General features: G+C 68.9%; 25 protein-coding genes and 1 riboswitch. Of the genes, 18 read left to right on the top strand and 7 right to left on the bottom strand.

Features of this window, described 5'->3' with window-relative positions; translation table 11 throughout:
- Positions 1–2: 2 nt before the first annotated feature.
- Positions 3–1,454 carry a circularly permuted type 2 ATP-grasp protein gene (locus BMZ02_RS13070; protein ID WP_091644683.1) on the bottom strand — a complete coding sequence of 484 codons (1,452 nt, stop codon included), beginning with the start codon at positions 1,452–1,454 and terminating at the stop codon, positions 3–5.
- Positions 1,455–1,590: 136 nt separating this feature from the next.
- Complete coding sequence (locus BMZ02_RS13065) at positions 1,591–3,225, bottom strand: 3-(methylthio)propionyl-CoA ligase (RefSeq protein WP_091644680.1); 1,635 nt, start codon at positions 3,223–3,225, stop codon at positions 1,591–1,593.
- Between the two features lie 245 nt (positions 3,226–3,470).
- Here BMZ02_RS13065 and BMZ02_RS13060 point away from each other — a divergent pair, with 245 nt between their 5' ends.
- The 5 genes from BMZ02_RS13060 to BMZ02_RS13040 all read left to right on the top strand — a co-directional run bounded on the left by BMZ02_RS13060 (position 3,471) and on the right by BMZ02_RS13040 (position 8,417).
- A complete protein-coding gene (locus BMZ02_RS13060; RefSeq protein ID WP_091644678.1) occupies positions 3,471–4,649 on the top strand; it encodes an acyl-CoA dehydrogenase family protein in 1,179 nt (392 codons plus the stop codon).
- A 1-nt stretch (position 4,650) separates the two neighbouring features.
- Entirely contained in the window at positions 4,651–5,793 is a 1,143-nt protein-coding gene (locus tag BMZ02_RS13055; protein ID WP_216110841.1) for an acyl-CoA dehydrogenase family protein, read from the top strand.
- A 21-nt stretch (positions 5,794–5,814) separates the two neighbouring features.
- Positions 5,815–6,666 (top strand): crotonase/enoyl-CoA hydratase family protein, encoded by an 852-nt coding sequence (locus BMZ02_RS13050; protein WP_091644675.1) that lies wholly within the window; start codon positions 5,815–5,817, stop codon positions 6,664–6,666.
- 140 nt (positions 6,667–6,806) lie between these two features.
- The gene (gene pcaD, locus BMZ02_RS13045; RefSeq protein ID WP_091644672.1) at positions 6,807–7,586 is read left to right on the top strand and encodes a 3-oxoadipate enol-lactonase; all 780 of its coding nucleotides are present in this window, start codon (positions 6,807–6,809) and stop codon (positions 7,584–7,586) included.
- Between the two features lie 105 nt (positions 7,587–7,691).
- On the top strand, positions 7,692–8,417 hold the full coding sequence (locus BMZ02_RS13040; RefSeq protein ID WP_091644669.1) for a sulfite exporter TauE/SafE family protein: 726 nt from the start codon (positions 7,692–7,694) through the stop codon (positions 8,415–8,417).
- Here BMZ02_RS13040 and BMZ02_RS13035 read toward each other — a convergent pair whose 3' ends face one another.
- On the bottom strand, positions 8,418–9,659 hold the full coding sequence (locus BMZ02_RS13035) for an MFS transporter (protein WP_171909925.1): 1,242 nt from the start codon (positions 9,657–9,659) through the stop codon (positions 8,418–8,420).
- A 128-nt stretch (positions 9,660–9,787) separates the two neighbouring features.
- On the opposite strand from BMZ02_RS13035, the gene BMZ02_RS13030 reads away from it, so the two are divergent.
- A complete protein-coding gene (locus BMZ02_RS13030) occupies positions 9,788–10,075 on the top strand; it encodes a hypothetical protein (protein WP_091644664.1) in 288 nt (95 codons plus the stop codon).
- A 10-nt stretch (positions 10,076–10,085) separates the two neighbouring features.
- Here the strand turns inward: BMZ02_RS13030 and BMZ02_RS13025 are convergent, their stop codons facing one another.
- Both BMZ02_RS13025 and ubiG read right to left on the bottom strand, forming a co-directional pair.
- Positions 10,086–10,856, bottom strand: a complete 771-nt coding sequence (locus tag BMZ02_RS13025; RefSeq protein ID WP_091644662.1) for an SDR family oxidoreductase — start codon at positions 10,854–10,856, stop codon at positions 10,086–10,088.
- Positions 10,853–11,617, bottom strand: coding sequence for a bifunctional 2-polyprenyl-6-hydroxyphenol methylase/3-demethylubiquinol 3-O-methyltransferase UbiG (gene ubiG / locus BMZ02_RS13020; RefSeq protein WP_091644659.1), 765 nt, complete (start codon positions 11,615–11,617; stop codon positions 10,853–10,855). The genes BMZ02_RS13025 and ubiG overlap by 4 nt, the downstream gene beginning before the upstream one ends.
- Before the next feature lie 102 nt (positions 11,618–11,719).
- Positions 11,720–11,941, top strand: a riboswitch (cobalamin riboswitch).
- Between the two features lie 147 nt (positions 11,942–12,088).
- Here ubiG and BMZ02_RS13015 point away from each other — a divergent pair.
- From BMZ02_RS13015 to cobJ, 7 genes are read left to right on the top strand one after another with little or no spacing between them, the layout of a single operon-like run.
- Positions 12,089–13,192, top strand: a complete 1,104-nt coding sequence (locus BMZ02_RS13015; protein ID WP_091644657.1) for a cobalt-precorrin-5B (C(1))-methyltransferase — start codon at positions 12,089–12,091, stop codon at positions 13,190–13,192.
- Positions 13,189–14,121, top strand: a complete 933-nt coding sequence (locus BMZ02_RS13010) for an ABC transporter ATP-binding protein (protein ID WP_091644654.1) — start codon at positions 13,189–13,191, stop codon at positions 14,119–14,121. Before BMZ02_RS13015 ends, BMZ02_RS13010 begins: the two co-directional genes overlap by 4 nt.
- Positions 14,118–14,891, top strand: coding sequence for an ABC transporter permease (locus tag BMZ02_RS13005; protein WP_091644652.1), 774 nt, complete (start codon positions 14,118–14,120; stop codon positions 14,889–14,891). Before BMZ02_RS13010 ends, BMZ02_RS13005 begins: the two co-directional genes overlap by 4 nt.
- Positions 14,888–16,279 carry a precorrin-3B synthase gene (cobG, locus tag BMZ02_RS13000; protein ID WP_091644649.1) on the top strand — a complete coding sequence of 464 codons (1,392 nt, stop codon included), beginning with the start codon at positions 14,888–14,890 and terminating at the stop codon, positions 16,277–16,279. The genes BMZ02_RS13005 and cobG overlap by 4 nt, the downstream gene beginning before the upstream one ends.
- Positions 16,272–16,913, top strand: coding sequence for a precorrin-8X methylmutase (locus BMZ02_RS12995; protein WP_091644647.1), 642 nt, complete (start codon positions 16,272–16,274; stop codon positions 16,911–16,913). Before cobG ends, BMZ02_RS12995 begins: the two co-directional genes overlap by 8 nt.
- Before the next feature lie 4 nt (positions 16,914–16,917).
- Positions 16,918–17,664, top strand: coding sequence for a precorrin-2 C(20)-methyltransferase (locus BMZ02_RS12990; RefSeq protein WP_091644645.1), 747 nt, complete (start codon positions 16,918–16,920; stop codon positions 17,662–17,664).
- Positions 17,661–18,425, top strand: coding sequence for a precorrin-3B C(17)-methyltransferase (gene cobJ / locus BMZ02_RS12985; RefSeq protein WP_091644642.1), 765 nt, complete (start codon positions 17,661–17,663; stop codon positions 18,423–18,425). Before BMZ02_RS12990 ends, cobJ begins: the two co-directional genes overlap by 4 nt.
- Positions 18,426–18,502: 77 nt before the next feature.
- Here cobJ and BMZ02_RS12980 read toward each other — a convergent pair whose 3' ends face one another.
- Complete coding sequence (locus tag BMZ02_RS12980) at positions 18,503–19,246, bottom strand: cobalt-precorrin-6A reductase (RefSeq protein ID WP_091644639.1); 744 nt, start codon at positions 19,244–19,246, stop codon at positions 18,503–18,505.
- Positions 19,247–19,385: 139 nt separating this feature from the next.
- Between BMZ02_RS12980 and cbiE the strand changes: the two genes are divergently transcribed.
- The 4 genes from cbiE to moaA all read left to right on the top strand — a co-directional run bounded on the left by cbiE (position 19,386) and on the right by moaA (position 22,987).
- Positions 19,386–20,612, top strand: coding sequence for a precorrin-6y C5,15-methyltransferase (decarboxylating) subunit CbiE (gene cbiE, locus BMZ02_RS12975; protein WP_091644637.1), 1,227 nt, complete (start codon positions 19,386–19,388; stop codon positions 20,610–20,612).
- A complete protein-coding gene (locus BMZ02_RS12970; protein ID WP_171909924.1) occupies positions 20,564–21,022 on the top strand; it encodes a cobalamin biosynthesis protein in 459 nt (152 codons plus the stop codon). Before cbiE ends, BMZ02_RS12970 begins: the two co-directional genes overlap by 49 nt.
- On the top strand, positions 21,019–21,777 hold the full coding sequence (cobM, locus tag BMZ02_RS12965; RefSeq protein WP_091644632.1) for a precorrin-4 C(11)-methyltransferase: 759 nt from the start codon (positions 21,019–21,021) through the stop codon (positions 21,775–21,777). Before BMZ02_RS12970 ends, cobM begins: the two co-directional genes overlap by 4 nt.
- A gap of 181 nt (positions 21,778–21,958) precedes the next feature.
- A complete protein-coding gene (gene moaA / locus BMZ02_RS12960) occupies positions 21,959–22,987 on the top strand; it encodes a GTP 3',8-cyclase MoaA (RefSeq protein WP_091644629.1) in 1,029 nt (342 codons plus the stop codon).
- 17 nt (positions 22,988–23,004) lie between these two features.
- Here the strand turns inward: moaA and BMZ02_RS12955 are convergent, their stop codons facing one another.
- The gene (locus BMZ02_RS12955) at positions 23,005–24,369 is read right to left on the bottom strand and encodes a malonyl-CoA decarboxylase (protein ID WP_091644626.1); all 1,365 of its coding nucleotides are present in this window, start codon (positions 24,367–24,369) and stop codon (positions 23,005–23,007) included.
- 191 nt (positions 24,370–24,560) lie between these two features.
- Between BMZ02_RS12955 and BMZ02_RS12950 the strand changes: the two genes are divergently transcribed.
- On the top strand, positions 24,561–25,271 hold the full coding sequence (locus tag BMZ02_RS12950; RefSeq protein ID WP_091644955.1) for a DUF3581 family protein: 711 nt from the start codon (positions 24,561–24,563) through the stop codon (positions 25,269–25,271).
- Positions 25,272–25,515: the final 244 nt, after the last annotated feature.

Here is a 25,515-nt window from a genome sequence, read left to right as displayed (position 1 = left end):
GCTCAGGCGTCTCCGTTGTCCACGATCCAGGTATCCTTGCTGCCACCGCCCTGGGAGGAGTTCACCACGGTGGAGCCCTTGCGCAGTGCCACGCGCGTGAGGCCGCCAGGGGTGACGTACATGTCGTCGCCCTGAAGGATGAACGGCCGCAAGTCCACGTGGCGCGGCTCGACGCTGCCGTCCACCACCGTGGGCACTGTGGACAGGCGGATCAGCGGCTGCGCGATGTAGTTGCGCGGTTCGTTGCGGATCAGCCGCGCGAAGTGCTTGCGGTCCTTCTTGGTGGCGGTGGGCCCGATCAGCATGCCGTAGCCCCCCGACTCGTTGGCCGGCTTCACCACCAGCTCGTCCAGGTGGTCGAGCACGTACTGCCGCTCGTCCTCCAGGTAGCAGCGGTAGGTGGGCACGTTCGGCAGGATCGGCTCCTCGTTGAGGTAGTAGCGGATGAAGTCCGGCACGAAGGCGTAGACCACCTTGTCATCGGCAACACCGGCCCCCGGCGCGTTGGCCAGGCCCACGTTGCCCTTGCGCCAGGCGCGCATGAGCCCGGGGACCCCCAGCACGGAATCCTTGCGGAACACCTCCGGGTCCAGGAACAGGTCATCGATGCGGCGGTAGATCACATCCACGCGCCGTGGTCCGTCGATGGTGCGCATGTAGACGCAGTCGTCGCTGCCCACCACCAGGTCCGACCCCTCCACCACCTCGGCGCCCATGTGCTGGGCCAGGAACGAGTGCTCGAAATAGGCGGAGTTGTAGATGCCCGGGGTCAGCACCACCACCTCGGGGTAGTCCATGGGGCGGGGTGACAGGGCGGCGAGCATGTCGAACAGCTTGGTGGGGTAGTCGCCCACGGGCTGGATGCTGGTGTTCTCGAACAGCTCGCCGAATACCCGCTTGGTGAGCACCCGGTTCTCCATCATGTAGGAGACGCCCGACGGCACCCGCAGGTTGTCCTCCAGCACCATGAAGCGGCCTTCATGGTCGCGGATCAGGTCCGAGCCGCAGATGTGGGCCCACACGTCCTGGGGCGGCCGCACGCCCACGCACTCCTTGCGGAAGTTGGCGGAATTCTCGAGCAGGGTGCGGGGGAACACGCCGTCGTGGATCACCGCCTGCTCGCCGTAGATATCGGCGATGAACAGGTTCAGCGCCTTCACCCGTTGCCGCAGCCCGGCGTCCACGCGGCGCCACGTGGCGGCATCGATGATCCGCGGGATGATGTCGTAGGGCCAGGCGCGGTCGATGTTCTCGCCCTCGGAGTACACCGTGAAGGTGATGCCCATCTCCAGGATGGCCAGTTCCGCGGCGTGCTGGCGTTCGTGGATTTCGTCGGTGCTGAGGGAGTCGAGGTAGGTGAGGAGTTCCCGCGCGGGGGGGCGGACCTGGCCGCTGGAATCGATGAGCTCGTCGTGAAACCCGGGATTCTCGTACGCCTGCCAGTTGATGACCATTCGGTGCCTCGGTGGTTGCCCGCGCCAGTCTACCTATTTGAGAGTACACAAGCCCGATGGGGCCGCCAAGCTGCATGGGCGGTGCCGCGCCGGGCGGTGCGGGCTCCGGCAAGCCGCCGGAGCCCGCCAGAGGCCGTCACGCAGTGGGCAGGGTGTAGTCCTTGAAGTCCTCCCGCAGCCGGGCTTTCTGCAGCTTGCCCGTGGCGCTGTGGGGGAGCTCCTCCACGAATACCACGTCGTCCGGCAGCCACCACTTCGCCACGTGCTCGCTCAGGTACTCCAGCACGCCGTCCTTGTCCACGCTGGCGCCCTCGACGCGCACGCACACCAGCAGCGGGCGCTCGTCCCACTTCGGATGCGCGGCGGCAATAACCGCGGCCTCGGCGATCTCCGGGTGCCCCACGGCGGCGTTCTCCAGGTCGATGGAGCTGATCCACTCGCCGCCCGACTTGATCACGTCCTTGGTGCGGTCGACGATCTCCATGTACCCCTCGGGGTCGATCTTCGCCACGTCCCCGGTGCGGAACCAGCCCTCGTCGTCGAACGCCTTGGCGTTGGCCTCGGGGTTCTCGTAATAGCCGGACAGGATCGCCGGACCGCGGACCAGCAGCTCGCCGAAGGCGTCGCCGTCGTGGGGCAGCCGGTTGCCGTCGGCATCGACGATCTTCATCTCCACGCCGAACACGGCACGGCCCTGTTTGCACTTGATGTCCAGCTGCTCTTCCGCCGAACGGCCCTGATCGCCCGGACGCACCAGCGACACGGTGCCGATGGGGCTCATTTCGGTCATGCCCCAGCCCTGGAGGCCTTCCACGTTGTAGGTCTCCTTGAACTCCTTGAGCATGGCGCGTGGTGCGGCGGAGCCGCCGATGAGCACGTGCTTGAGGCTCTTGAAGCGCTTGCCGGCATCGCGCATGTGCTTGAGCAGACCGAGCCAGACCGTGGGCACGCCCCAGGCGTCAGTGACGCCCTCGCTGTTCATGAGCTCCTCGAGGCTCTCGCCATCCAGACGCGGCCCCGGGAACACCAGCTTGGCGCCCACCATGGGGCCGAAATAGGGCACGCCCCAGGCGTTGACGTGGAACATGGGCACCACCGGCAGCATGGCGCTCTCTTCGTCCATGGTCAGGCCCGGCACCGAGAGCACGAAGAACGAATGCAGCACCGTCGAGCGGTGCGAGTAGAGCACGCCCTTGGGATTGCCCGTGGTACCGGAGGTGTAGCACAGGGACGAGGCGGTGTGCTCGTCGAACTCCGGCCACTGGAACTCGGTGGGTTCGTCGGCGATGAGGTCCTCGTAGCAGTGCACGTTGCTCATGCCGGTCTCGGGCATGTGCGCGCGGTCGGTCATGATGACCACGCCCTTGAGCCCCTTGAGGTGGTCCTGCAGCTTCTCCAGCAGCGGGACGAACGTCAGATCCACGAACAGGTACTGGTCCTCGGCGTGGTTGACGATGTACGTGAACTGGTCAGCCGGCAGCCGCGGATTGATGGTGTGGCAGATGGCGCCGATCCCGGAGGTGGCGTAGTAGATCTCCAGGTGGCGGTAGGTGTTCCAGGCTACCGTGGCGACGCGGTCGGTCTTCTGCACGCCCAGCTTCTGCAGCGCGTGGGCCAGCTGCCGGCTGCGGCGGGCGGCGTCCCGGTAGGTGTAGCGGTGCAGTTCACCCTCCACCGTGCGGGAGACCACTTCCTGGTCCGGGAAGTTGCTCGCCGCGTATTCGATGATCTGCGAGATGAGTAGCGGGCGGTCCATCATGAGTCCGCGCATTGTGTCCTCCTCCGTTGGTGACGGATCGTTGTTATGTCACGCCCGGCGCCTTGCCCGGCGGGGGTATGACGTCTCTGCCCACGCAGTCTGACATCTCGGTCGGTTCGATAACTCCCCGGACGCGTTAATGCATGACTGGGTGGAGTATTGACTGAATCCGCGAAAGTGTCTTGATGGTGAAGGGGTTCGCGAATCGGTCTCGCCGTGGCATGCTCCGGCGTGGACTCATGAAGGAGAGCATTGGCATGACGGATCTTGACACCTTCCGCCGCGAGACGCGGGAGTGGCTGGAGGCGAACTGTCCCGAGAGCATGCGCACCCCCATGCAGAGCGACGATGACGCCTGCTGGGGCGGGCGCAAGTGGACGTTCAAGAGCGAGGACCAGCGCCTGTGGCTGGAGCGCATGGCCGAACGCGGCTGGACCGCCCCGGACTGGCCCACGGAATACGGTGGCGGTGGCCTGAACAAGGACCAGCACAAGATCCTGCGCCAGGAGATGGCGCGGATTCAGGCGCGTTCGCCGCTGAACAGCTTCGGCGTGTGGATGATCGGCCCGGCCATTCTGAAGTTCGGCTCCGAGGCGCTGAAACGCCAGCACCTGCCGCCCATCGTCCGTGGCGAGATCCGCTGGTGCCAGGGATACAGCGAGCCCGGCGCTGGCTCCGACCTGGCCGGCTTGCAGACGAAGGCGGAGGACAAGGGCGATCACTTCATCGTCAACGGCCAGAAGATCTGGACCTCCTACGCCGACAAGGCGGACTGGATGTTCTGCCTGGTGCGCACCAACCCGGATGCCAAGAAGCAGGCGGGCATCAGCCTGGTGCTGTTCGACATGGAAACGCCGGGCGTGAGCACCCGGCCCATCACCCTCATCTCCGGCAGCTCGCCCTTCTGCGAGACGTTCCTGGACAACGTCCGCGTGGAGAAGGACCAGGTGGTCGGCGAGGTGGATCAGGGCTGGACCATCGCCAAGTACCTGCTTACCCACGAGCGCGAGATGATCGGCGGCTTCGGCCGTACGGCTGCCGGCAGCAAGACGCTGGCCGAGCAGGCCGTGGACGCCGTCGGCCTGGACAACGGCCGGCTGGCCGACGACATGCTGCGCGCCGAGGTGGCCCAGTGGGATCTGGACGCCCGGGCCTTCGAGCTGACCGCCGAGCGGGTCTCCGCCCAGGCCAAGGCCGGCCAGGGTGTGGGTGCGGCCTCGGCCATGCTCAAGTACTACGGCACCGAGCTGAACAAGCGCCGGCAGGAGCTGCTCATGGCGCTGAACGGCACCGACGCCCTGTACTGGGAAGGCAAGGGCAGTTTTGACGGGTCCCTGCCGCGGCACTGGCTGCGATCCAAGGGTAATTCCATCGAGGGCGGCACGTCGGAGATCCAGCTCAACGTGATCGCAAAGAACATCCTGGAGCTTGGCTGACATGGCGACGCTGGTACTCAATGAAGAACAACAGATGCTCAAGGATGCCGCGCGCGGCTTTCTGCAGGAGCGAGCGCCGGTTACCGAGTTCCGTCGTCTGCGCGATGCGCGTGACGCCACCGGGTTCTCCCGCGAGGTCTGGGCTGCCATGGTCGAACAGGGCTTCGCCGGCACGCTGATCCCGGAGGCGCACGGCGGTTTCGCCTTTGGCCACGTCGGCATGGGACAGATCATGGAGGAGAGCGGGCGGACGCTGGCACTGTCGCCGCTGCTGAGCTCGGCCGTGCTGGGTGTCTCCGCCCTTACCCTGGCCGGGTCCGAGGCGCAACAGGCTGAGCTCCTCCCGGCGCTGGGTCAGGGCGAGCTGCTGCTGGCACTGGCCGTGGACGAATCCGGCCGGCATGACCCCGCGTGCATCCGCACCCGCGCCGAGCATAATGGCAGCGGTTACACCCTGAACGGCTGCAAGACGTTCGTGCTCGATGGCCACGTGGCGGACCGGTTGATCGTCGCCGCGCGCACGTCCGGGGATGCCCGTGCCACCGATGGCGTGACCCTCTTCCTCGTGAACCCGGGCACGGCGGGTGTCGAGGTGGAGCGGACCATCATGGTGGATTCCCGCAATGCTGCGGAGGTTCGCTTCAACGACGCGGAACTCCCCGCTGAGGCGGTGCTCGGGCAGGTCGACGACGGGCTGCCCGTGCTCCAGCAGCTGCTGGATATCGGTAACGCGCACCTGGCCGCGGAGCTGCTTGGTCTCACCCAGGAGGTGTTCGAGCGCACCGTGCAGTATCTCAAGGAGCGCAAGCAGTTCGGCGTCGCCATCGGCTCCTTCCAGGCGCTGCAGCACCGGGCGGCGGACCTGTTCAGCGAGATCGAGCTGTTGAAGTCCACGGTGATCGCGGCGCTGTCGGCACTGGACGAAGGCGACGACGATGCGGATCAGCTCTGCAGCCTCGCCAAGGCCCGGGCCTCGAAAGTGGCCGAGCTGGCCACCAACGAGGGCGTGCAGCTGCACGGCGGCATGGGCATGACCGACGAGTTCGACGTGGGTCTGTTTCTCAAGCGTGCCCGCGCCGCCCAGCAGACCTTCGGCGATCAGCGCTATCACGCACAGCGTTTCGCCCGCCTGCGCGGGTACTGACGCCTTGCAAGGGAGACGGCCATGAGCCACGACTGCTTCCAGGTGACCATCGAGGGCGGCATCGCCCATCTGGTGCTCAACCGCCCGGACAAGCGCAACAGCATGATCCCGGCGTTCTGGACGGAGCTGCCGGCGATCATCCGCGATATCGACCACAACGCCCGCGCCCGGGTGATCGTGATCTCGTCCACCGGGCCGCACTTCACGGCCGGGCTGGACATCAAGGCGTTCGAGTCCATTGCCGGTGGTGACGATGATCCCATGGCCAAGCGGCAGGCCGGGCTGCGATTCCAGCACACGGTCCGCGCCATGCAGGACACCTTCTCCTGCCTGGAGCAATGCCGGGTCCCGGTGCTGGCGGCCATCCAGGGCGGCTGCATCGGCGGCGGTGTGGACCTGATCACCGCCTGCGACATGCGCTACGCCACGGCGGACGCCTTCATCACCATCCACGAGATCAACATCGGCATGACCGCCGATGTGGGCACGTTCCCGCGCATCTTCAAGCTGATCCCGGAAGGCGTGGCCCGGGAGCTGGCGTACACCGGCCGGCGCATGCCCGCGGAGGAGGCGCAGGCCGTGGGCCTCGTCAACCGCGTCTTCCCGGACCAGGACAGCCTGCTGGAGGGTGTCATGGGCATCGCCCGGGAGATCGCTGCCAAGCCGCCCCTGGCCATTCACGGCACCAAGCGCATGGCCAACTATGCCCGGGATCACTCGGTGGCGGACAGCCTGGACTACATCGGTGTGTGGAACGCCAGCATGCTCCAGCACGCCGAGATCCGCGAGGCCATGCAGGCCAACGCCGAGCAGCGGCCCGGCGAGTTCGCCGACCTGCCGCCGGTGCGGCCGCCGTTGCAGGATCCGGAGTAGGTTCGGGTTCCGGTTGGTGGACCTGAAGGTCCACCCTACGCCCATACGTCCCGGCTGGGGGCACAGGCTCGTAGGGTGGACCTTCAGGTCCACCGAATCGGCCCGTCCCGGGATATACCCGCTGAGCGCAGGAGCCGATCATGCAGTTTCTGGAACACGACAACGGCGTCATCCATTACACCCTCGAAGGCCCCGCCGATGCGCCGGTGGTGATGTTCGCCAACTCCCTGGGCACCGACCTCCGCATGTGGGATGCCGTCGCCGAACGGCTCCGGGGCCGCTACCGCCTGCTGCGCTACGACATGCGTGGGCACGGGCTGACCTCGGTGCCGGACGGCCCCTACACCATTGCCGGGCTGGCGGAGGACTGCGTGGCGCTCATGGACGGGCTGGGGCTGGACCGGGTGCATTTCTGCGGGCTCTCCATCGGCGGCATGGTCGGCCAGCAGCTGGCCGGCAGCCACGGTGAGCGGCTGCACAGCGTGATCCTGTGCGACACCACCATGCGCATGCCGGAGCCGGCCATGTGGGCCGAGCGCGCCGCCCAGGTGCGGGCCGACGGGCTGGACGGCCTGGTGGACGGTGCCATGGAGCGCTGGTTCACCCCCGCCTTCCTCGGCTCCACCCCCGTTGCCGGCATCCGCAACATGTTCCTGCGCACGCCGCCCGAAGGCTACGCCGGCTGCTGCGAGGCCATCGGCAGCATGGACCTGGAGCCGCAGGTGGACGCCATTGATGTGCCGACGCTGGTGGTGGTCGGCGAGAACGACCCGGGCACGCCGGTGGCGGCTTCCGAGGCCATTGTGGCGCGCATCGCCGGCGCCGGGCTCGAGATCATCCCCGCCGCGGCCCACCTGCCGCCCGTGGAGCAGCCCGAGGCAACGGTCGCTGCCCTGACCCGATTCCTGGACGCCCGTTAGGCGTCGGGCGACGACCGGCATCAGCGGCTGCCGCCCCGGCCATCGCCGCCGCGCGCGAACCCCGGTAGACTCCAACGCGTCGTCGGAACAGTCCAGGGAGCAAGGGTGGAGTTGCCACTGAGCCTCGGTGAGTGGGCGCTGGCCAGCGCCGTGATTCTGGCCGGGTCGCTGTTGCAGGGCGCCATCGGTTTCGGGCTCGGAATGGTCGGGGCGCCGCTGCTGTACCTGATCCAGCCCGCGCTGATTCCCGGCGCCATGGTGGTGGCGGGCATGTGCCTGCCGGTACTGATTCTCATGCGTGACTGGCGCGCCGTGCATTTTCCCGATGCCGGCTGGGCGGTGGTCGGCCAGGTGCCGGGCGCCGCCCTTGGCGGGCTGGTTCTGGGCGTCGTCGCGCAGGACATGCTGGGGCTGGTGTTCGGGTCACTGGTGCTGCTGGCCGTGGTCCTGAGCCTGGCCGGCGGGGTCGCCAGCCCACGCCCGCCGCACCTGTTCGGGGCCGGGGGGCTTGCCGGGCTGATGGCGACCACCACATCCATTGGCGGCCCGCCCCTGGCCCTGGCGTTTCAGCGTTTCTCCGGCGCCCGGCTGCGCGGCACGCTGTCGGCGGTGTTCGTCCCCGGTGGCGTGATCGTGCTCACGGCCCTGGCGTTGGCCGGTCACTTCGGGCTTGCGGAGCTGATCATGGGAGTCAGTCTGCTGCCCGCCATTGCGCTCGGCTTTCTGGGTTCCGGCCGCGTTGCGCGCTGGCTCGATCGGGACTGGCTGCGCCCGGCGGTGTTGGGCGTCTCGGCCGCGGCCGCCGTGGGCGCAATCCTCAGTGCGCTCTGATCAGCCGTCCCGGGCCGTGGATGCCGTGGGCTCCGGCGGGTCTCCGACCGCCAGTTCACGCGGGAAACGGCGGATCCATGCGGTGAGAATGCAGCCGAGAATCAGCCCGGCCGTGGTGAACAGGAACGCCGACCGGAAATCGCCCGTGGTCTCGATCAGCCACCCGGCGATGGCCGGCCCGACGAATTGACCGGCCGCAAACACCAGCGTGGCGAAGCTGAATGCAATGGGAATGTACCGGGGGGCCACCTGATCGGTGCTGCTCGCCTGGATCAGCGCAAAGGTTCCGTTCACGGCGCAGCCCATGATCAGGTAGTGGGCGAAGAACATGGGCAGGCTCTGGTCAATGAGCGGCAGCATGGTGGCGACGGTCACCAGCAGCATGGCCGTCAGCAGGGCATTGCCACGCCCCCAGCGGTCCGAGAGTGTGCCCCAGGCAGGTCCGGAGGCCACCGACAGCAGGCCCATCATTGCCAGTAGCTGGCCGGCGGTCCGCTCCGGGTGGCCCGATTCCACCACGAAGCTCACCATGAACACCGCCTGCACGATATAGGTCAGCCCGATCAGGCCGTAGACGCTGCCGACGATGAGCATGCGCGGGTGGCGGTAGATCAGCCACTTCTCCGCTGAGGGCGGCCGCTCCCCCGCCGCGACCCGCGTGCTTGGCGGATCCCTGACCACCACGATGACCAGCGCCGCCACGGCTGCGGCTGCCGCCGCGAACAGGCCCCAGCTCACCCGCCAGGCGGCGTCGCCGAACAGGGTCTGCAGCCACTGCACCATGAAACCGATCAGGAGCGTGCCCACGCCGATCCCGGCCGACATGCAGCCGATGACGAAGCCGCGCTTCTCCGGATACCATGCGGCGAGCAGCGAGACCATGGGGGCGAAACTGAAGGCGGTGCCGAACCCGAGCAGCGCCTTGAGTGCGAGCAGCGCCGGATAGGCCGTGGCGACGCTGAGCCCGGCGAAGCCGATGCCCACCGTGATCAGGCCGAATACCACGGCCCGGCGTGGCCCCCAGCGCGCGGCGGCGGCACCCCCGGCAAGCACGAACAGCAGGTACCCCAGTGCGGTGATGGTGCCGAGGGTGCCCGCCTGCTGGTAGGTGAGGCCCAGGTCGGCCCGCATGGGCGGCAGCAGCACGCCGAAGGCCAGGCGCGCGAAGACGATCACGACCAATCCCGTGAAGGCGCCGCACAGCACGGTGAGCACGGCGTTAGGGCGGGCGTTGGTGTCCACGGTGGGCGGCCTCTTCGTTCTTGTTGGAGACCCGACCATAGCAGGAATGCGGAACGCCCTGTCATGGAAACGGTCAACGGACGATCGGTGACGGGCCCTCGAATGAGCACATCCAGGAGGAGCGTGATATGAAAGCAGGTCGACCGACGCCCGGCCCGGGCGCACTGGTGGTGGCAGCCGGGTGGCTGACACTGTCCCTGGGGGCGGTGGCGATGGAGGATATCCGCTTCGAGACCGAGAGCGGCGACGCCCTTCCGGAGGCCAAGCAGGATGTGGCGGAGTCGGTGCTGGATACCGACGTGCTGCAACCGGGTGTCTACCGCCTGGACGTGGACGTGGACAGTCGCCAGGTGCGCATCATCGAGGCGCGTCCGGAGGCCGATGCCTCGGAATCCGGGCACCGGACCGAGGGCTAGTGACCGGCGGTTAGTCGGCGTACTGCATGCGGCGGGTCATGCCGCCATCGACCACCATGTTCTCGCCGGTGATGAAACCGGCGGCGTCCGAGAGCAGAAAGGCGCAGAGATCCGCGACGTCGTCCGGTCGGCCGACCCGGCCCGCGGGGTGCTGGGCATGGTCTCCGGGAGTCAGCGCGGGGGGCGTGCGCAGGCTTGGCTTGCGGTAGTCCTCCACCGCGATCCAGCCCGGGCTGATGGCGTTGACACGAACCCGTCCGGAGAGACTCACCGCCAGCGCGTGGGTGAGCGCCAGCACGCCGCCCTTGCTCGCCGCATAGGCCTCGCTGTCGGGCTCCGACTGCAACGCCCGGGTGGAGGCGATGTTCACGATGGCACCCCGGCGCGCTGCCAGATGCGGCGTGCAGTGCTTGCTGAGCAGGAAGGTGCCGGTCAGGTTGACGTCCAGCCAGCGCTGCCAGTCTGACAGGGCCAGCGCCTCCACCGGCCCGCTCAGCGGATCGGCAACGCCGGCATTGTTCACCAGGCCGTCGAGCTGGCCGAAGTGCACCAGCGTGGCATCCACGGCGCTCTCCACGGCCGCCTCGTCGGCGACGTCCGCCTGCACCGTGAACAGCCGCCCGTCATCCCGGCTGTCCTCGTCCAGCGCCGCCAGTGCTTCGCCGTCCACATCGATGACCGAGACGCGCCACCCCGACGACAGCAGCTTTTGCGACACGCCAAGGCCGATGCCCTGCGCACCGCCCGTTACCAGGGCGACGGGCCGTGGCTCGTCACTCATATCTCCCCCTCTGCCTGGCGCCTGGCCAGCAGCATGTAATTGACGCTCTCAGAGGGTGACAGCCACATGCGCCGCGTCAATGGGTTGACCTTGACGCCGGTGCGCCGAACCGTCGTGATGCCGTCCCGCTCCAGGAGCGTCTCCATTTCCCCCGGCGTGGGGAAGCGGGACCACTGGTGCGTGCCCCTTGGCAGCAACCGGAAGATGTACTCCGCGCCCAGTATGGCCACGACGAACGAGACCGCGTTGCGGTTGATGGTGGCCACGAAGGTGTGTCCGCCCGGTGATATCAGACGGTTCACGGCAGCCATGAACGCTGGCAGATCGGCCACGTGCTCCACGACCTCCATGTTCAGCACCACGTCGTAGCGGGCGCCGCGTCCGGCCAGCGCTTCGGCCGTGGCAGTCTCGTACGTGATGGCCAGACCCTGTTCGCGGGCGTGCAGGCGCGCCACCTGGATGTTGCTGTCGGATACGTCCACACCGTGAACGCTGGCCCCGAGCCCGGCCATGGCCTCGCTGAGCAGTCCGCCGCCGCAGCCGATGTCGAGCATGCGCAGGCCCGCCAGTGGTGCCGGGCCGGCAGGGTCGCGGCCGTATCGCTCGCACAGGTGGTCACGGATGTACCCGGTTCGCAGCCTGTTGAGTACGTGGAGGGGCCACAGCTTGCCGTCGGGTTGCCACCACATGTCCGCGAGTGCGCGGTAGCGCGCCAGTTCATCCGCATCCACTGTCCGGTCGTGCGCGTCGTCGTCTGCCATGGCATGCCGCTCTCGGATTCGTCTTTGGATGATCAGTATTGCATAACTAGTGTAAGCAGATTGTATTGGCAGTCCCGGTTGACCACCCCCCGGGGGTCCCATAAGGTACAGCCAGCTTCAGGTGCCCCGAGTGCAGCCGGGGATAATCGGGAAGCCGGTGCGCATCCTTTTTGTGCAAGGCCGGCGCTGCCCCCGCAACGGTATGTGGTGACAACCGGATCACAGGCCACTGACGATGCCCGCCCGGGTGCGTCGGGAAGGCGATCCGCCGGGGACGGACCCCGCGCCACGAGTCCGGAGACCGGCCTGAACTCCCTGGTGCCGCGGGGTGCGGCGGAACCGGGTGGTGATCGCCTGTCCCCCAAGATCGGTATCCACCCTGCCACCGCTCCCGTCGCGCAATCATCCGGCGTGGGACCGCAAGACGTGACTGACGCGCAGCAACCACAGACAACCACCGGCGCGCCCTCCATGCGTCCGGAGAGCCGTGATGGCGATGGCCGGTTGCGTACCGGCCTGACCACCGGGGTGTGTGCGACGGCCGCGGCGACCGCCGCCGCGCGTCTGGCGCTGGGGGATCAGGTGGGCGAGCGCCAGTCCGTGGTCCTGCCCAAGGGCAAGCGCGTGGAGCTGGTCCTCAATGACCTCCGGCGCACCGGGGAGGGCGCCGAAGCGGGCGTCATCAAGGACGGTGGCGATGACCCGGATGCCACCCATGGCGCCCGGGTGTGGGTACGCGTCGAGCCTCGCCGCGAGTCGGGTATCACTTTCCATGCCGGTGCCGGCGTCGGGGTTGTCACGCGCTCCGGCCTCCCTGTCGCGGTGGGCGAGCCGGCCATCAATCCGGTGCCACGGCGCATGATGACCGACCATCTTCTTGAATGCGCCGCCGCCCTGGGTCATCGCGGGGGGTTCTCCCTCTTTGTCGGCGTGGACGACGGCGAACGTATTGCCGAGCGCACCATGAACGGGCGTCTGGGGATCCAGGGCGGGCTGTCGATCCTCGGTACCACCGGCATCGTGCGGCCGTTTTCCTGTGCGGCCTACATCGCCTCCATTCACCAGTCCATCGACGTGGCCCGCGCCAACGGCATCACCCACCTCGCCTGCTGCACCGGCGGCTCCAGCGAGGCCATGGCGCGTGCGCGCTACCGCCTCGGTGACATGGCACTGATCGAGATGGGTGACCTCATCGGGGGCGTGCTCAAGTACATCAAGCGTCATCCGGTGCCGCGGGTCACCCTGGCCGGCGGTTTCGGCAAGCTCAGCAAGTTCGCCGCCGGCCATGCCGACACCCATAGCCGCAAGTGCGCCATCGACCTTGACGGCCTCGCCAGGGAAGCGGCGGCCCTGGGTGCCGACACCCACCTGCGCATACGCATGACAGCCTGTAACACCAGCATCGAGGCCCTCTCGCTGTGTCAAAACGCCGGGATTCCCCTGGCGGACCGGATCTGTGCCCGCGCCTACGATCAGGCCCGCCGCACGCTGCCCGACGCCGTTATGCTTGATGTCTGCGCCGTGGATCGAGGCGGTCGCCTGGTGGGCACGGCGACCACTGGGGTGGCGGCATGAGCGCGCCGGCAATCGCCCTGGAAGGCCTGACCAAACACTACGCCAGCGGTCGCACCGGTCTCGCGGGGGTGGATCTCACGGTGGATGCCGGCCGTTTCTTCGGCCTGCTCGGCCCCAACGGCGCCGGCAAGACCACGCTGATCGGCCTGCTGACCTCGCTGGTGCGGCTGGAACAGGGCACGGTGCGCGTGTTCGGCCATGACCTGGCGCGGGAGCCCGTTGCCGCGCGGCGGCTCATCGGACTGGTCCCCCAGGAGGTGAACTTCAACAGCTTCGAGCCGGTGGCGGAGATCGTCGCTACCCAGGCTGCCTACTACGGTCTTTCGCCACGGCGCGCGCGCCAGCGCACCGACGTCGTGCTGTCGTTGCTGGGGCTGGCCGACCGTGCCCGGCAGACCGCCTGGGGGCTGTCCGGTGGCCTCAAGCGGCGGCTCATGATCGCGCGCGCCCTGGCGCACGAGCCGCGCCTGCTGGTGCTGGACGAGCCCACCGCCGGGGTGGACGTGGCGGCCCGCCACGACCTCTGGGCCGTGCTGCAGCGGCTGAACGCCGCCGGCACCACGGTGCTGCTCACCACGCACTACCTGGAGGAGGCGGAGCAGCTTTGCGACGACCTCGCCTTCATCGACGACGGTCGCCTCATCGCCCGCGGCAGCCCTACTGCGCTGCTGCAGGGGATGGACCACGACACCCTGGTGCTGGATCTGGCCGCTGACTGCCCGGAACCGCCCCGTCTCGATGGCGTCACGGTCCGCGCCGTGGATAGCCGCACCCTGGAGGTGGACGTGCCCCGGGGCCGGCATCTCAATACCCTGTTCGCGTCGCTCACCGAGGCCGGGGTGCAGGTGATCAGTCTGCGTAACAAGAGCAACCGGCTGGAGCAGCTGTTCCTGGAGCGCCTGCGCAGCCGGCAGGAGGCACCGGCATGACAGCGGCGCTCTACTGGAATGCCTATCGCGGCATGGTGGTGAAGCAGCTTCGCCGCGTTGTGCGCACCTGGATCCAGACACTGTTGCCGTCGGTGGTGACTGCGGCCCTGTTTCTGGTGGTGCTTGGCCAGCTGGTCGGGCGGGAGATCGGCACCCTCGGCGGCGTGGGCTACACGGAGTTCCTGATGCCCGGCCTGGTAATGCTGGCAGTGGTCACCAACGCCTACAGCAACGTGACCCTGGCGGTGTTCGGCGCCAAGCTCCAGCGTCACATCGAGGAGCTCCTGGTGGCGCCCATGCCACCGTGGCTGATCGTTGCCGGCTTCGTCACCGGCGGCGTATTGCGCGGATTGCTGGTGGGGCTGCTGGTGGCCGCGCTGGCGCTGCCACTGACCGGGCTGCAGTTCCACCACCCGGTGGGCATTGCCGGCATGGCGGTGCTTGCCGCGTTGCTGTTCTCCTTTGCCGGGCTCATCAACGGTATCTATGCGCGCACCTTCGACCACACCTCGGTGGTCACCACGTTCGTGCTGACGCCGCTGATCTACCTGGGCGGGCTGTTCTACCCCGTCAGCCGCCTGGACGAACCGTGGCAGAGCCTGTCGCTGGCCAACCCCATGTACTACCTGATCGAGGGCTTCCGCCACGGCCTGCTCGGCACCAGTGCGGTGCCGTGGTGGGCCACGTTTGCCATGCTCGGCGTGGCCACCGCCATCGCCGGCGCCGTGGCCCTGACGCTGGTGGCCCGGGGCACACGGGTGAAACCATGAGTGGGGCGCGCGCCAACCATAACGGCGCCGTGCGCGGTGCCTGCCCGGGGGTGGCCGCGCCCATGGCCAGTGGCGACGGGCTGCTGCTGCGCCTGCGCCATCCCATCGGTGGCTGGACGCCGGCGCAGGTGGGCGCCGTGGCGCAGGTGGCCGAAGAATACGGCAACGGCGCGCTGGAGCTCACCGTCCGTGGCAACCTGCAGCTGCGTGGGGTGCGCCCGGCAACCCTGACGGGCGCCCAGAACGCGCTCGTGGCGGCCGGCGTCGCCGACAGTGACCCCGACCGGGAGGCGGTACGCAACGTGCTGGCCGCCCCCGCGACCGACCTGGACCCCGATGCCGTCACCGACATCACGCCGGTGGCGCGGGCCGTGGCCGACGGCATCGCCGCCGACACCGCACTTCACCGCCTGCCGGCCAAGACCGGCGTGGTCGTGGATGGCGGTGGCGTGACAGGGATCGCCTGCGTCCATGCCGACCTGCGCCTGGACGCCGTGACCTGTGATCACGGTGGCCTGCGCTATCGGCTGAGCATTGGCGGCCGGGGGGCGGACGCGGTGCCGCTGGGACGGGTTGCTCCGGAGCAGGCCGCCGTTGCTGCCCGGCGCGTGCTGGCGCGACTGCTGGACGACGACCCGCCGCGGCGGATGGCTGCAGCCCTGGCCGAGCGCGGTGTCGCGCCGTTCCAGGACGCACTGGCTGAGCTGGCCGAGCCCGCCGGCACGGTGCCGGTGCCCGCGGTGGGGCCTCCGGCACCGGGAGTCGCGCCCCACGGGGCCTGGGTACACGCGGCGTTCCCGTTCGGTGCGCTCAATGCAGCGCAGCTGCGGCAGCTGGCCGTGGTGGCGGAGCGGCACGCGGCGACGGGCGGCACACCCACGCTGCGACTGACGCCCTGGCGCAGTGTTCTGCTTGCGGGGGTCGGCGTCGCCGCGCTGGAGCCGCTGGCTGCGCTGGGTGTCATCACCGAACCGGCCGATCCCCGCCTCGGGCTCGGTGCCTGCGTCGGTGCGCCAGGTTGTGCGTCCGGTACCACCGCGACCCGGAACGACGCCCTGGTGCTGGAGGCGGCGATGCCGGCGCTGCTCGCCGCCGGCGAGCGGCTGCACGTCTCCGGCTGCGGCAAGGGCTGCGGTGCGCCGGCGTGCGCCGCCGTCATGCTGGTCGCGGACGGGGAGCACTACGCTGTGACCCTGAGCGGTGGTATCGCCGCCGCGCCGGACTGGCCCGCGGCGCCGCTGGCTGTGGTGCACCGCCGCCTCATGGCGCTGGACGCAGTGTTCGCACGGGAGCGGCAGACGCCGCAGGAGACCCTGAACGATCTCATCAACAGGCTGGGCCGCGATGGTGTGGTCCGGCGCGTGGAGGAGGAAGACTGGCATGCCTGACAGCGTGCACGACGACTACATCAAGGACGGACCGGCCATCTACCGGGAATCGTTCGCCATCATTCAGGCGGAGGCGGATCTGACCCGGTTCCCGGAGCACGTGGTGCCGGCGGTGGTGCGCATGATTCACGCCTGCGGCATGACCGATCTGGCCGCCGATGTGGGCTTCTCGCCCGGTGTGGCGACGGCCGCACGGAGCGCCCTGGATGCCGGTGCGCCCATCCTGTGCGACAGCCAGATGGTCGCCCACGGTATCACCCGTGCGCGGCTGCCGGCGGACAATCCGGTGGTCTGCACCCTTCGGGACGAACGGGTCCCGGCGTTGGCCGAGCGCATCGGCAACACCCGCTCGGCGGCGGCCATGGAGCTTTGGCGGGATCAGCTCGACGGCGCCGTGGTGGCCATCGGCAATGCGCCGACGGCACTGTTTCGGCTGCTGGAGATGCTCGAAGCCGGCGCGCCGCGACCGGCGGCCGTGCTTGGCATTCCCGTGGGTTTTGTCGGCGCGATCGAGAGCAAGGAGGCGCTGGCGGCGCGTGCGCCGGAGATTGAATACCTGACGGTGTTCGGTCGCCGGGGCGGCAGTGCCATGGCGGCCGCGGCGGTGAACGCGCTGGCAACGGATCGGTGGTGAACGCATGACGACCCTGAACAGTATTGAAGGTGGCCGGTTCTACGGCATCGGTACGGGGCCGGGTGACCCGGAGCTCATCACCCTGAAAGCCGCGCGGCTGATCGCCTCGGCGGACGTGGTGGCCTATTTCTGCAAGCGCGGCAAACGGGGCAATGCGCGGGACATCGCCGACGCGCATATCCATGGCGGGCAGCGCGAAGAGCCCATGGTCTATCCGGTGACCACGGAGTTGCCGCATACCTCCCAGGCCTACCGGGACCGGATCGAGGCGTTCTTCGATGCCTCCGCCGACATGCTGGCCGGGCATCTTGCCGCGGGCCGCTCGGTGGTCGTTCTCAACGAGGGCGACCCGTTCTTCTACGGCTCCTTCATGCACGTCTACCTGCGCCTCAAGGACCGCTTCCCCTCCACGATCATCCCGGGCGTGCCGTCGATCATGAGCAGTGCCGCGCTCCTGCCCACCCCCCTGACCATGCGTGACGACGTGCTCTCGGTGGTGCCGGGCACGCTCCCGGACGATGCGCTCCATGAACGCCTCTCCAGCGTTGATGCCGCCGTGATCATGAAGGTGGGCAGCAATCTCGACCGCATCGTCGCCGTGCTCGAGCGGCTGGGCATGTGCCAGCGCGCCTGGTACGTGGAGCGCTCCAGCATGGCGGCCGAGTACTGCTGCCGGCTCCCGGAAGCCAGTGTGGACAGGGCGCCCTATTTCTCCATGATCGTGGTGCCCGGCACCGGGGAGCGGCGATGAGCGGCTGGCTGCGCGTGGTGGGCGTCGGCCCGGCGGGGCCGGACTGGCTTACGCCGGAGACGGCGAACACCCTGCAGGACGCCACGGATCTGGTGGGCTACGGCCCCTACGTGGACCGGGTTGGCACCGCCGGCGCCCGTCGCCATGTCTCCGACAACCGCGAGGAGCTGGACCGCGCCCGGCACGCCCTGGATCTGGCCCGTGAAGGCGGCCGGGTGGCGGTGGTCTCGGGTGGTGACCCCGGGGTGTTCGCCATGGCTGCGGCGGTGATGGAAGCGCTGGACGCCGACCGCGACGGCCGGTGGTCCGGGGTGGAGGTCACCGTCGAACCCGGCGTCTCCGCCATGCAGGCCGCCGCGGCCCGGCTCGGCGCGCCCCTGGGCAACGACTTCTGCGTGCTGTCCCTGTCGGACAATCTCAAGCCGTGGTCCCTGGTGGAGCGGCGCATCCGCCTGGCGGCGGAGGGCGACTTCGCCATGGCGTTCTACAACCCGATCTCGAAGGCGCGGCCCTGGCAGCTGGGCGCCGCGCTGGATGTGCTGCGCTCGGTGCATGCGCCGGACACGCCGGTGATGCTGGCGACCGCGGTCGGCCGGGGCGAGAGCGAGCGCGTGCACGTGACAACGCTCGCGGATGTGAGCCCGGCGGATGCGGACATGCGCACCCTGGTGCTGGTGGGGGCGTCCACAACGCGCGTGATCGAGCGCGGCGGCCGGCGGTACGTGTATACGCCGCGGTACTACCCGGAGGAGCGTGCATGACGATGCCCAGCCCCGCAGGTCCCGTCGAACCCGTAGGGTGGACCTTCAGGTCCACCAACCGCGGCCCGGCGGGGCCGTTACCGACGCAGTCCCTCCAGCCAGCGGACAACCTCCGCGGCGTCGGTGAACGCCGGCACGCCGACGGGTTCCGGCGGTCGCTCTACCATCACCACCGGGATGCCCAGCGCCCTTGCGGCGCCGAGCTTGGCGCAGGTGGCATCGCCGCCGCTCGCCTTGGAAACCAGCACCTCGACGCCGTGCCCGGCCATCAGTGCCTGTTCGTCCGCCAGCCGGAACGGGCCGCGCGCCTGCAGGTAGACAGCGTCGGGCAGGGCCGGTGGCGGCTCGGGCGGATCGATGGTGCGGATGACGTAGTGCTTGTCCGGGGTGCGTTCGAACGCAGCCAGTCCCTGTCGGCCCGTGGTGACCAGCACCCGGTGGCCGAGGTCCTGCAGGGCGTCGGCGGCGGTGTCGAGGTCCGGCACCGGCAGCCAGTGATCGCCCGGGCCGGGCGTCCACGACGGCCGTCGCAGGATGGCCAGGGGAATGCCCGTCTGCCGCGCGGCCGCGGCCGCGTTGGCCGTGATGCCACTGGCGAAGGGGTGGGTGGCATCCACCAGCGCATCGATGCCGTCAGCGCGCAGGTGGGTTGCGAGGCCCTCGGCACCGCCGAATCCGCCGACGCGGTGGGATACCGGCAGGTTGCCGGGCGTGCGCGTGCGGCCGGCCAGCGATGCCTGCGCCCGGATCACCGGGTGCCCGGCCAGCGCCGTTGCCAGGGCATTGCCGTCGCTGGTGCCGGCAAGGATGAGGACCTGCATGAGTGTGCTCCCGCGCTGGGCCTTGTGGAACGTCTCCTTGTGGGAGCGGCTTCAGCCGCGACGACTCTGGCACCACGGGGAAACCGGTCGCGGCTGAAGCCGCTCCCACAGGCATGGTGGAAACGCTCAGGGAGCCGTCATGACTGACGTCGCCACCATACCCCCCTGGCTCACCATTATCGGCATCGGCGAGGATGGCGTCGACGGTCTCGCGCCGGCCGCCCGGGAAGCGCTGTCCGGGGCGGACTCTCTGTTCGGCGGTCAGCGCCATCTGGATCTGGTCCCGGCCCGTGAGGGGCAGGAGCGCATCGTCTGGCCATCGCCGCTGAGCGATGCCCTGCCCTGGATTGCCGGTCGCCGCGGCCGTCCCACCTGCGTGCTCGCCAGTGGCGATCCCTTCTGGTACGGCATCGGCGCCACCCTGGCGCACGAGGTGCCGGCGGCGGAGATGATGGTCCACCCGGCGCCGTCCGCCTTCAGCCTCGCGGCGGCACGCATGGGCTGGCCGCTGCAGACAACCCGCTGCCTGTCGGCGCACGGCCGCGCCCTGGAGCGGGTGCGTCCCTGGCTGCAGCCCGGTGCACGCCTGCTGGTGCTCAGCTGGGACGGCACCACTGCGGCGGCGCTGGCGGAGCTGCTATGCGCCGATGGCTTCGGTGGATCCACCATGACCGTGCTGGAGCATCTCGGTGGCGGCGCCGAGCACCGCATCGAGGCCACGGCGGCGACCTGGGACCGGCCGCGCACGGCGGACCTCAATACCATCGCCATTGCCTGCGAGGCCGCTTCCGGCGCGAGAGTGCTATCCGCGACGGCCGGGCGGCCGGACGCCCTGTTCGAGCACGACGGCCAGATCACCAAGCGCGAGGTGCGGGCCGTGACCCTGGCGCAACTGGCGCCACGCCGTGGCGAGACCCTGTGGGACGTGGGAGCCGGGTCCGGCGCCGTGGGCATCGAGTGGATGCTGGCGGATGCTCACAACCACACTGTTGCGGTCGAGCCGGATCCGGAGCGTGCGCAGCGCGTTCAGGCCAATGCCCGGGCCTGCGGTGTGCCCGATCTTGCCTGCGTCAATGGCCGGGCGCCTGAAGCGCTGGCCGGGTTGCCGCGGCCTGATGCGGTATTCGTGGGTGGCGGCCTGACCACCGCCGGCCTGCTGACCGCCTGCCACGAGGCGCTGCCATCCGGTGGCCGCCTGGTGGCCAACAGCGTGACCGTGGAGGGCGATGCCGTGCTCGCGGATGCGGTCGCGCGCTGGGGCGGCGAGCTGACCCGCCTCGCGGTGAGCCGCAGCGAGCCCCTGGGCGGGTTCCACGGGTGGCAGCCCCTGCGGCCGGTGACCATCTGGACGCTGGTGCGGCCGTGATCGCCCTGGGGGTCGGGTTCGCCAGCCGCTGCACCGAGAACGAGCTGGCCGCAGTGGTGATGGCCGTGCTGGAAGAGGTACCCGGGTTGCTGGATGCCCACGCGGGTGTCGCCCGCCTTGCGGCGCCGGCGCACAAGCGGCCGGCCGGGTTGCTGGAACCGGTAGCCGGACGGGTGGGGTTGTCACCGGTCTATGTCACCCGGGACCAGCTCTCGGCGTGGCAGCCGGCCACGGTCACCCGTTCGCGACTGGCCGAGGCGGCGGTGGGGCTGCCCGCCGTTGCCGAGGCGGCCGCACTGGCTGCCGCCGGCCCCGGCGCGCGGCTGCTCATTCCCCGCCGCACGGCTGGTCCCGCCACCTGCGCCCTGGCGCTGACTGATGCCGACCACTGGATAACGGAGACGCCATGACCGTTCACTTCATCGGCGCCGGCCCCGGCGCCCCGGACCTGCTCACCCTGCGCGGGCGCGACCGTATCGCCGCCTGCCCGGTGTGTCTGTATGCCGGCTCTCTGGTGCCCGAAGAGATCCTCACTCACGCGCCACCGAATGCGCGGCTGGTCAACACCGCACCCATGACCCTGGACGGCATCATGGCGGAGTTCACCGATGCCCACGCCAGGGGGCTCGACGTGGCGCGGCTGCACTCAGGGGATCTGTCGGTCTACAGCGCCGTGGCCGAGCAGTTGCGCCGGCTCGACGCCGCCGGAATCGACTACACCCTCACGCCCGGCGTGCCCGCGTTCAGTGCCGCCGCCGCGGCGCTGCAGCGGGAACTGACCGTGCCGGAGGTGGCCCAGTCCGTGGTGCTGACCCGCACCCAGGGGCGGGCGTCCTCCATGCCGCCGACCGAGACCCTGGAGGCGTACGCCGCCACCGGCGCCACTCTGGCCCTGCACCTGTCGTTGCACGCGCTCGACGACGTGGTGGCCCGACTGACGCCTTACTATGGTGCCGATTGCCCGGCAGCCGTGGCACTGCGGGTGACGTGGCCGGACGAGACCGTGGTGCGGGCGCCCCTGGGCGAGCTGCCCGCGGTCACGGCGGGCTGGACGCTGCGGCGTAGCGCCCTGATTCTGGTGGGGCCGGCGCTGGGGCCGGGGCTGTTCCGCGACAGCGCCCTCTATGACCCGGCCCACGTGCGGCGTTACCGGGGGCAGGACTGAGTTGCCACCGTGTCTGTTATCCTGCCCGTTCGGGAAGCACCAGCGCGGTGCACGTTTGATTCATTTCCGGTACATGTCTGTGTCACACTGACGCTGACAGGTGACGGATCGCCGCTCAAGGGTGCAGGGAGTGCGGCTAATCGGTTCAGCACGGCGGCGTACCGTGTCGGGAGGCGGCTTCATGGCCACGCAGGACGTTTACGAACGCCCGCTGCAGGATCTGCGCATTTCGGTAACGGATCGCTGCAATTTCCGTTGCGTCTACTGCATGCCGAAGGAGATCTTCGGCTCGGACTACCCGTTTCTTGCGCGCAGGGAGCTGCTCAGCTTCGAGGAGATCACCCGGTTGACGCGCGTCTTTGCCGAGCAGGGCGTCCGCAAGCTGCGCATCACCGGTGGCGAGCCGCTGGTGCGGAAAGACCTCCCGGAGCTGATCGAGATGCTGGCGAATATCGACGGCATCGACGACATCACGCTCACCACCAACGCCACGCTGCTGCCCCAGCACGCCCAGTCGCTGGTGGACGCCGGCCTGAACCGGGTGACCGTCAGTCTCGACGCCATCGACGACGACGTGTTCAAGGCCATCAATGACGTGAACTATCCGGTGCAGCCGGTGCTGGACGGCATCGCGGCGGCCTCGGAGGTGGGGCTCAATCCGGTCAAGGTCAACATGGTGGTCAAGCGGGGCATGAACGAGGGCCAGATCGTGCCCATGGCCGAGCATTTCCGGAACACGCCGCATATTCTGCGTTACATCGAGTTCATGGACGTGGGCAACAGCAACGGCTGGCGCCTGGATGACGTCATCACCGCCGCGCAGATCCGCGACGCCATCGACGCAGAATGGCCCATCGAGCCGCTGGATCCGAATTACACCGGCGAAGTGGCGAGCCGGTATCGCTATGCCGACGGCGGCGGCGAGATCGGCATCATCTCGTCGGTGAGCGAACCGTTCTGCAGCACCTGCACCCGCGCCCGCCTGGCCTCCCAGGGGCAGTTGTTCACCTGCCTGTTCGCGGGCAAGGGGCACGACCTGCGCACCCCCCTGCGCGACCCCTCCGTGGACGACGCCCAGCTTGCGGCGATCATCCGCGATATCTGGGGCAACCGCCGGGACCGCTACTCCGAGATGCGCACCAACAACACGGCGCCCATCGAGGCCACGCCGCTGCAGTGGAAAGTGGAGATGTCCCACGTCGGCGGCTGAGCCGATCGTGCTCCGCCTCAGGCGGGCACCGGCATGGCCTTCGCCTGCCGGGTCAGCCGCTGCACGTCCTTGGAGCAGGCAACCCGGCCTTCCGTGGCGTACGCCTCGTGATTCCGCTCGATGTCATCGAGGCGGTAGAGATAGTTCACCATCATGCCGAAGCTTTGTTGCAGCCCGTTGGCGGAGGCATCTCCCAGCCAGTTGACCCGATGGACCTCCGCGCCGTTGCCCAGGTGGAACCGGCTCACCGGGTTCAGCGGCAGCCCGTCCCGGTTCTTCTCCAGCACCAGGTAGCGCGTGGCCAGTTGCATCAAGGGCTTGCGCAGGACAGAGGCACTGCCGCCGAGGGTCGCGGCCGGGTCGCCGCGGACCAGTGCCGTGATGGCTTCCTGTTCCGCGGCGTCGAACCCCTCCAGTGCGGCCGGTGGCAGTGCGCGGACCCAGTCGGCGAAACCCGGCATCGGCGACAGCGTCACGAAGTGCGTCAGCCCGGGCAGCTCCTTGCGCAGCTCTTCGACCACCTGCTTGATCAGGAAGTTGCCGAACGAGATGCCGCGCAGCCCCGACTGACAGTTGCTGATGCTGAAAAACGTCGCCGTGTCCGCGTCGGCGGCGGGAGTGTCGGCCGCGTCCTCCGCTGTCGGGCCGCCCAGCAGGGGCTGGACGCGATCCGGTATCCCGCGCGTGAGCGCCACCTGCACGAAGATCAACGGCTCATCGCCGGTTGCCGGGTGGAAGAATCCGAAGCAGCGGCGGTTGTCCGGGCCGACGCGCTGCCGCAGGTCATCCCATGTGTGGATGGCGTGCACCGCTTCGTAAGCAATGATCTTCTCGAGCACATGCGCCGGCGTGGTCCAGTCGATCCGGCGCATCACCAGGAAACCGCGGTTGAACCATGAACGGAACAACTCCATGAAGTCCGTGTCCACGGATTGCAGCTCCGGCGCCTCACGCAGGTAGCGCTGCAGATCGGCGCGCATGCGCACCAGGCCGAACGTATGCCCGGGGGGCGTGTTCAGGCGGCGCAGCAGCTCGGACCGTGCCGACCGCGCCGCGATGCTGAGAGCCTGCGCGTTGCTGCTGTCGGGGTTGTCCGTATAGCGGGCGTAGGCGGCGGCAACATGCTCGGGAGCCGGGGCGTAGCGTGCGGCGAGGCCGCGGAAGAACGCGAGTCGCTCGGTGTCGCCCAGCGTCTCGTAAGTGGCGAGCGCGGTGCGTGCGCGGCCCAGGCCGGAGACCTCACCGTCGCTGGCCAGCAGGTCATCACATTGTTCGAGCAGGGCGTCGGCGCCGTGTCCGGCTCGGTCCGCCCGGCTCCGGAAGCGCCCGGCATAGCGCTGGGTTACACTGGTGAGCAGGTCGTTGAGAAAAGAACCGTTCATTGCGCTACCTCCCACCCCGTATGGTGATCCCCGATCCTCGACTATAATCGAGCCGGTCCGTTTTGGCATTCCAACGTTGTGACTGACCGACTGGCCGGTTATTTTTCCCGGGCCAGTGCCAGGCGGGGCTTAAGCGCGCTCCTCCTCACTTGACGCTCACCCCGACCTCGACCAGGGAGTTGGCCTTGACCATGTTTCTCGATGCTTACCACGCGCTCCAGGACGGTGTGGTGCGGATTTCCGCCAGCCAGGCGAGCCGCTTCGCCAAGGAAGTCGCTGGCGATTTCAACCCGATTCACGACGCCGATGCGCGCCGGTTCTGCGTTCCCGGGGATCTGCTGTTCGCCCTGGTGCTCGGCTACTACGGCGTGTCGGAGCGGATGGCATTCCGCTTTCGCGGTATGGTGGGGGATGACGTGCCGCTGGTGTTTCCGGAGGCCGACGAGGGTGGCCCGCTGACCATTGCGGACGTGGACGGCAAGGTCTACCTGGAGGTGGAGCGCAGCGGCGCAGTGATTCGGGATGCCGAGGTGGTGGACGCTTTCGTGCGCCGGTACTCGGCCTTCTCCGGGCGCAACTTCCCGGAGTTTCTCGAACCATTGATGCGCCAGCGGGAGATGATGTTCAACCCCGACCGCCCGCTCGTGCTCTACGACAGCATGGCGTTCGAGCTGAAGGGCGCTGTCACGGCGGGTCTCGACATGGTGCTGGAGACGGCAAGCCTGGATGTCAACGGCAAGCGCGGCGAAGAGTGGCTGCGCTTCCAGGTGGTCGATGGGGATCACGTGGTGGGCGAAGGCTCCAAGAAGGTGGTGATCAGTGGCCTCCAGCCTTGGGATGAGTCCCGCATGCAGCCTTTCATCGACGATTACACCGCCCGGCGCGAGCACTTCCACCCCTGAGCCGTTCACCTGTGGTCAGGGTTCCTTTAGACTGACCGAACTGACAACGCCTTCCGGACAAGGATGTCCCCGTGGCCGAACACCCTCAGCACTCCCTCCTTTGGCGCCGCTCTGTCCATGGCCTGGCGGCCGTCGCTCTGCTCCTCCCGGCCTCGCTGCGGTGGCTGATCTACGCCGCCTTGCTGGCGGTGTTGATTGCCGGCGTACTGACCCTGACCGGTCGGGCGCCCTGGTCCGAGGTGCG

Origin of the sequence: Aquisalimonas asiatica, from assembly GCF_900110585.1 — a bacterium.
Classification (GTDB): domain Bacteria; phylum Pseudomonadota; class Gammaproteobacteria; order Nitrococcales; family Aquisalimonadaceae; genus Aquisalimonas; species Aquisalimonas asiatica.
Note: the sequence above shows the minus strand (reverse complement) of the source record. Positions and strands in the feature narration are given on the sequence as shown.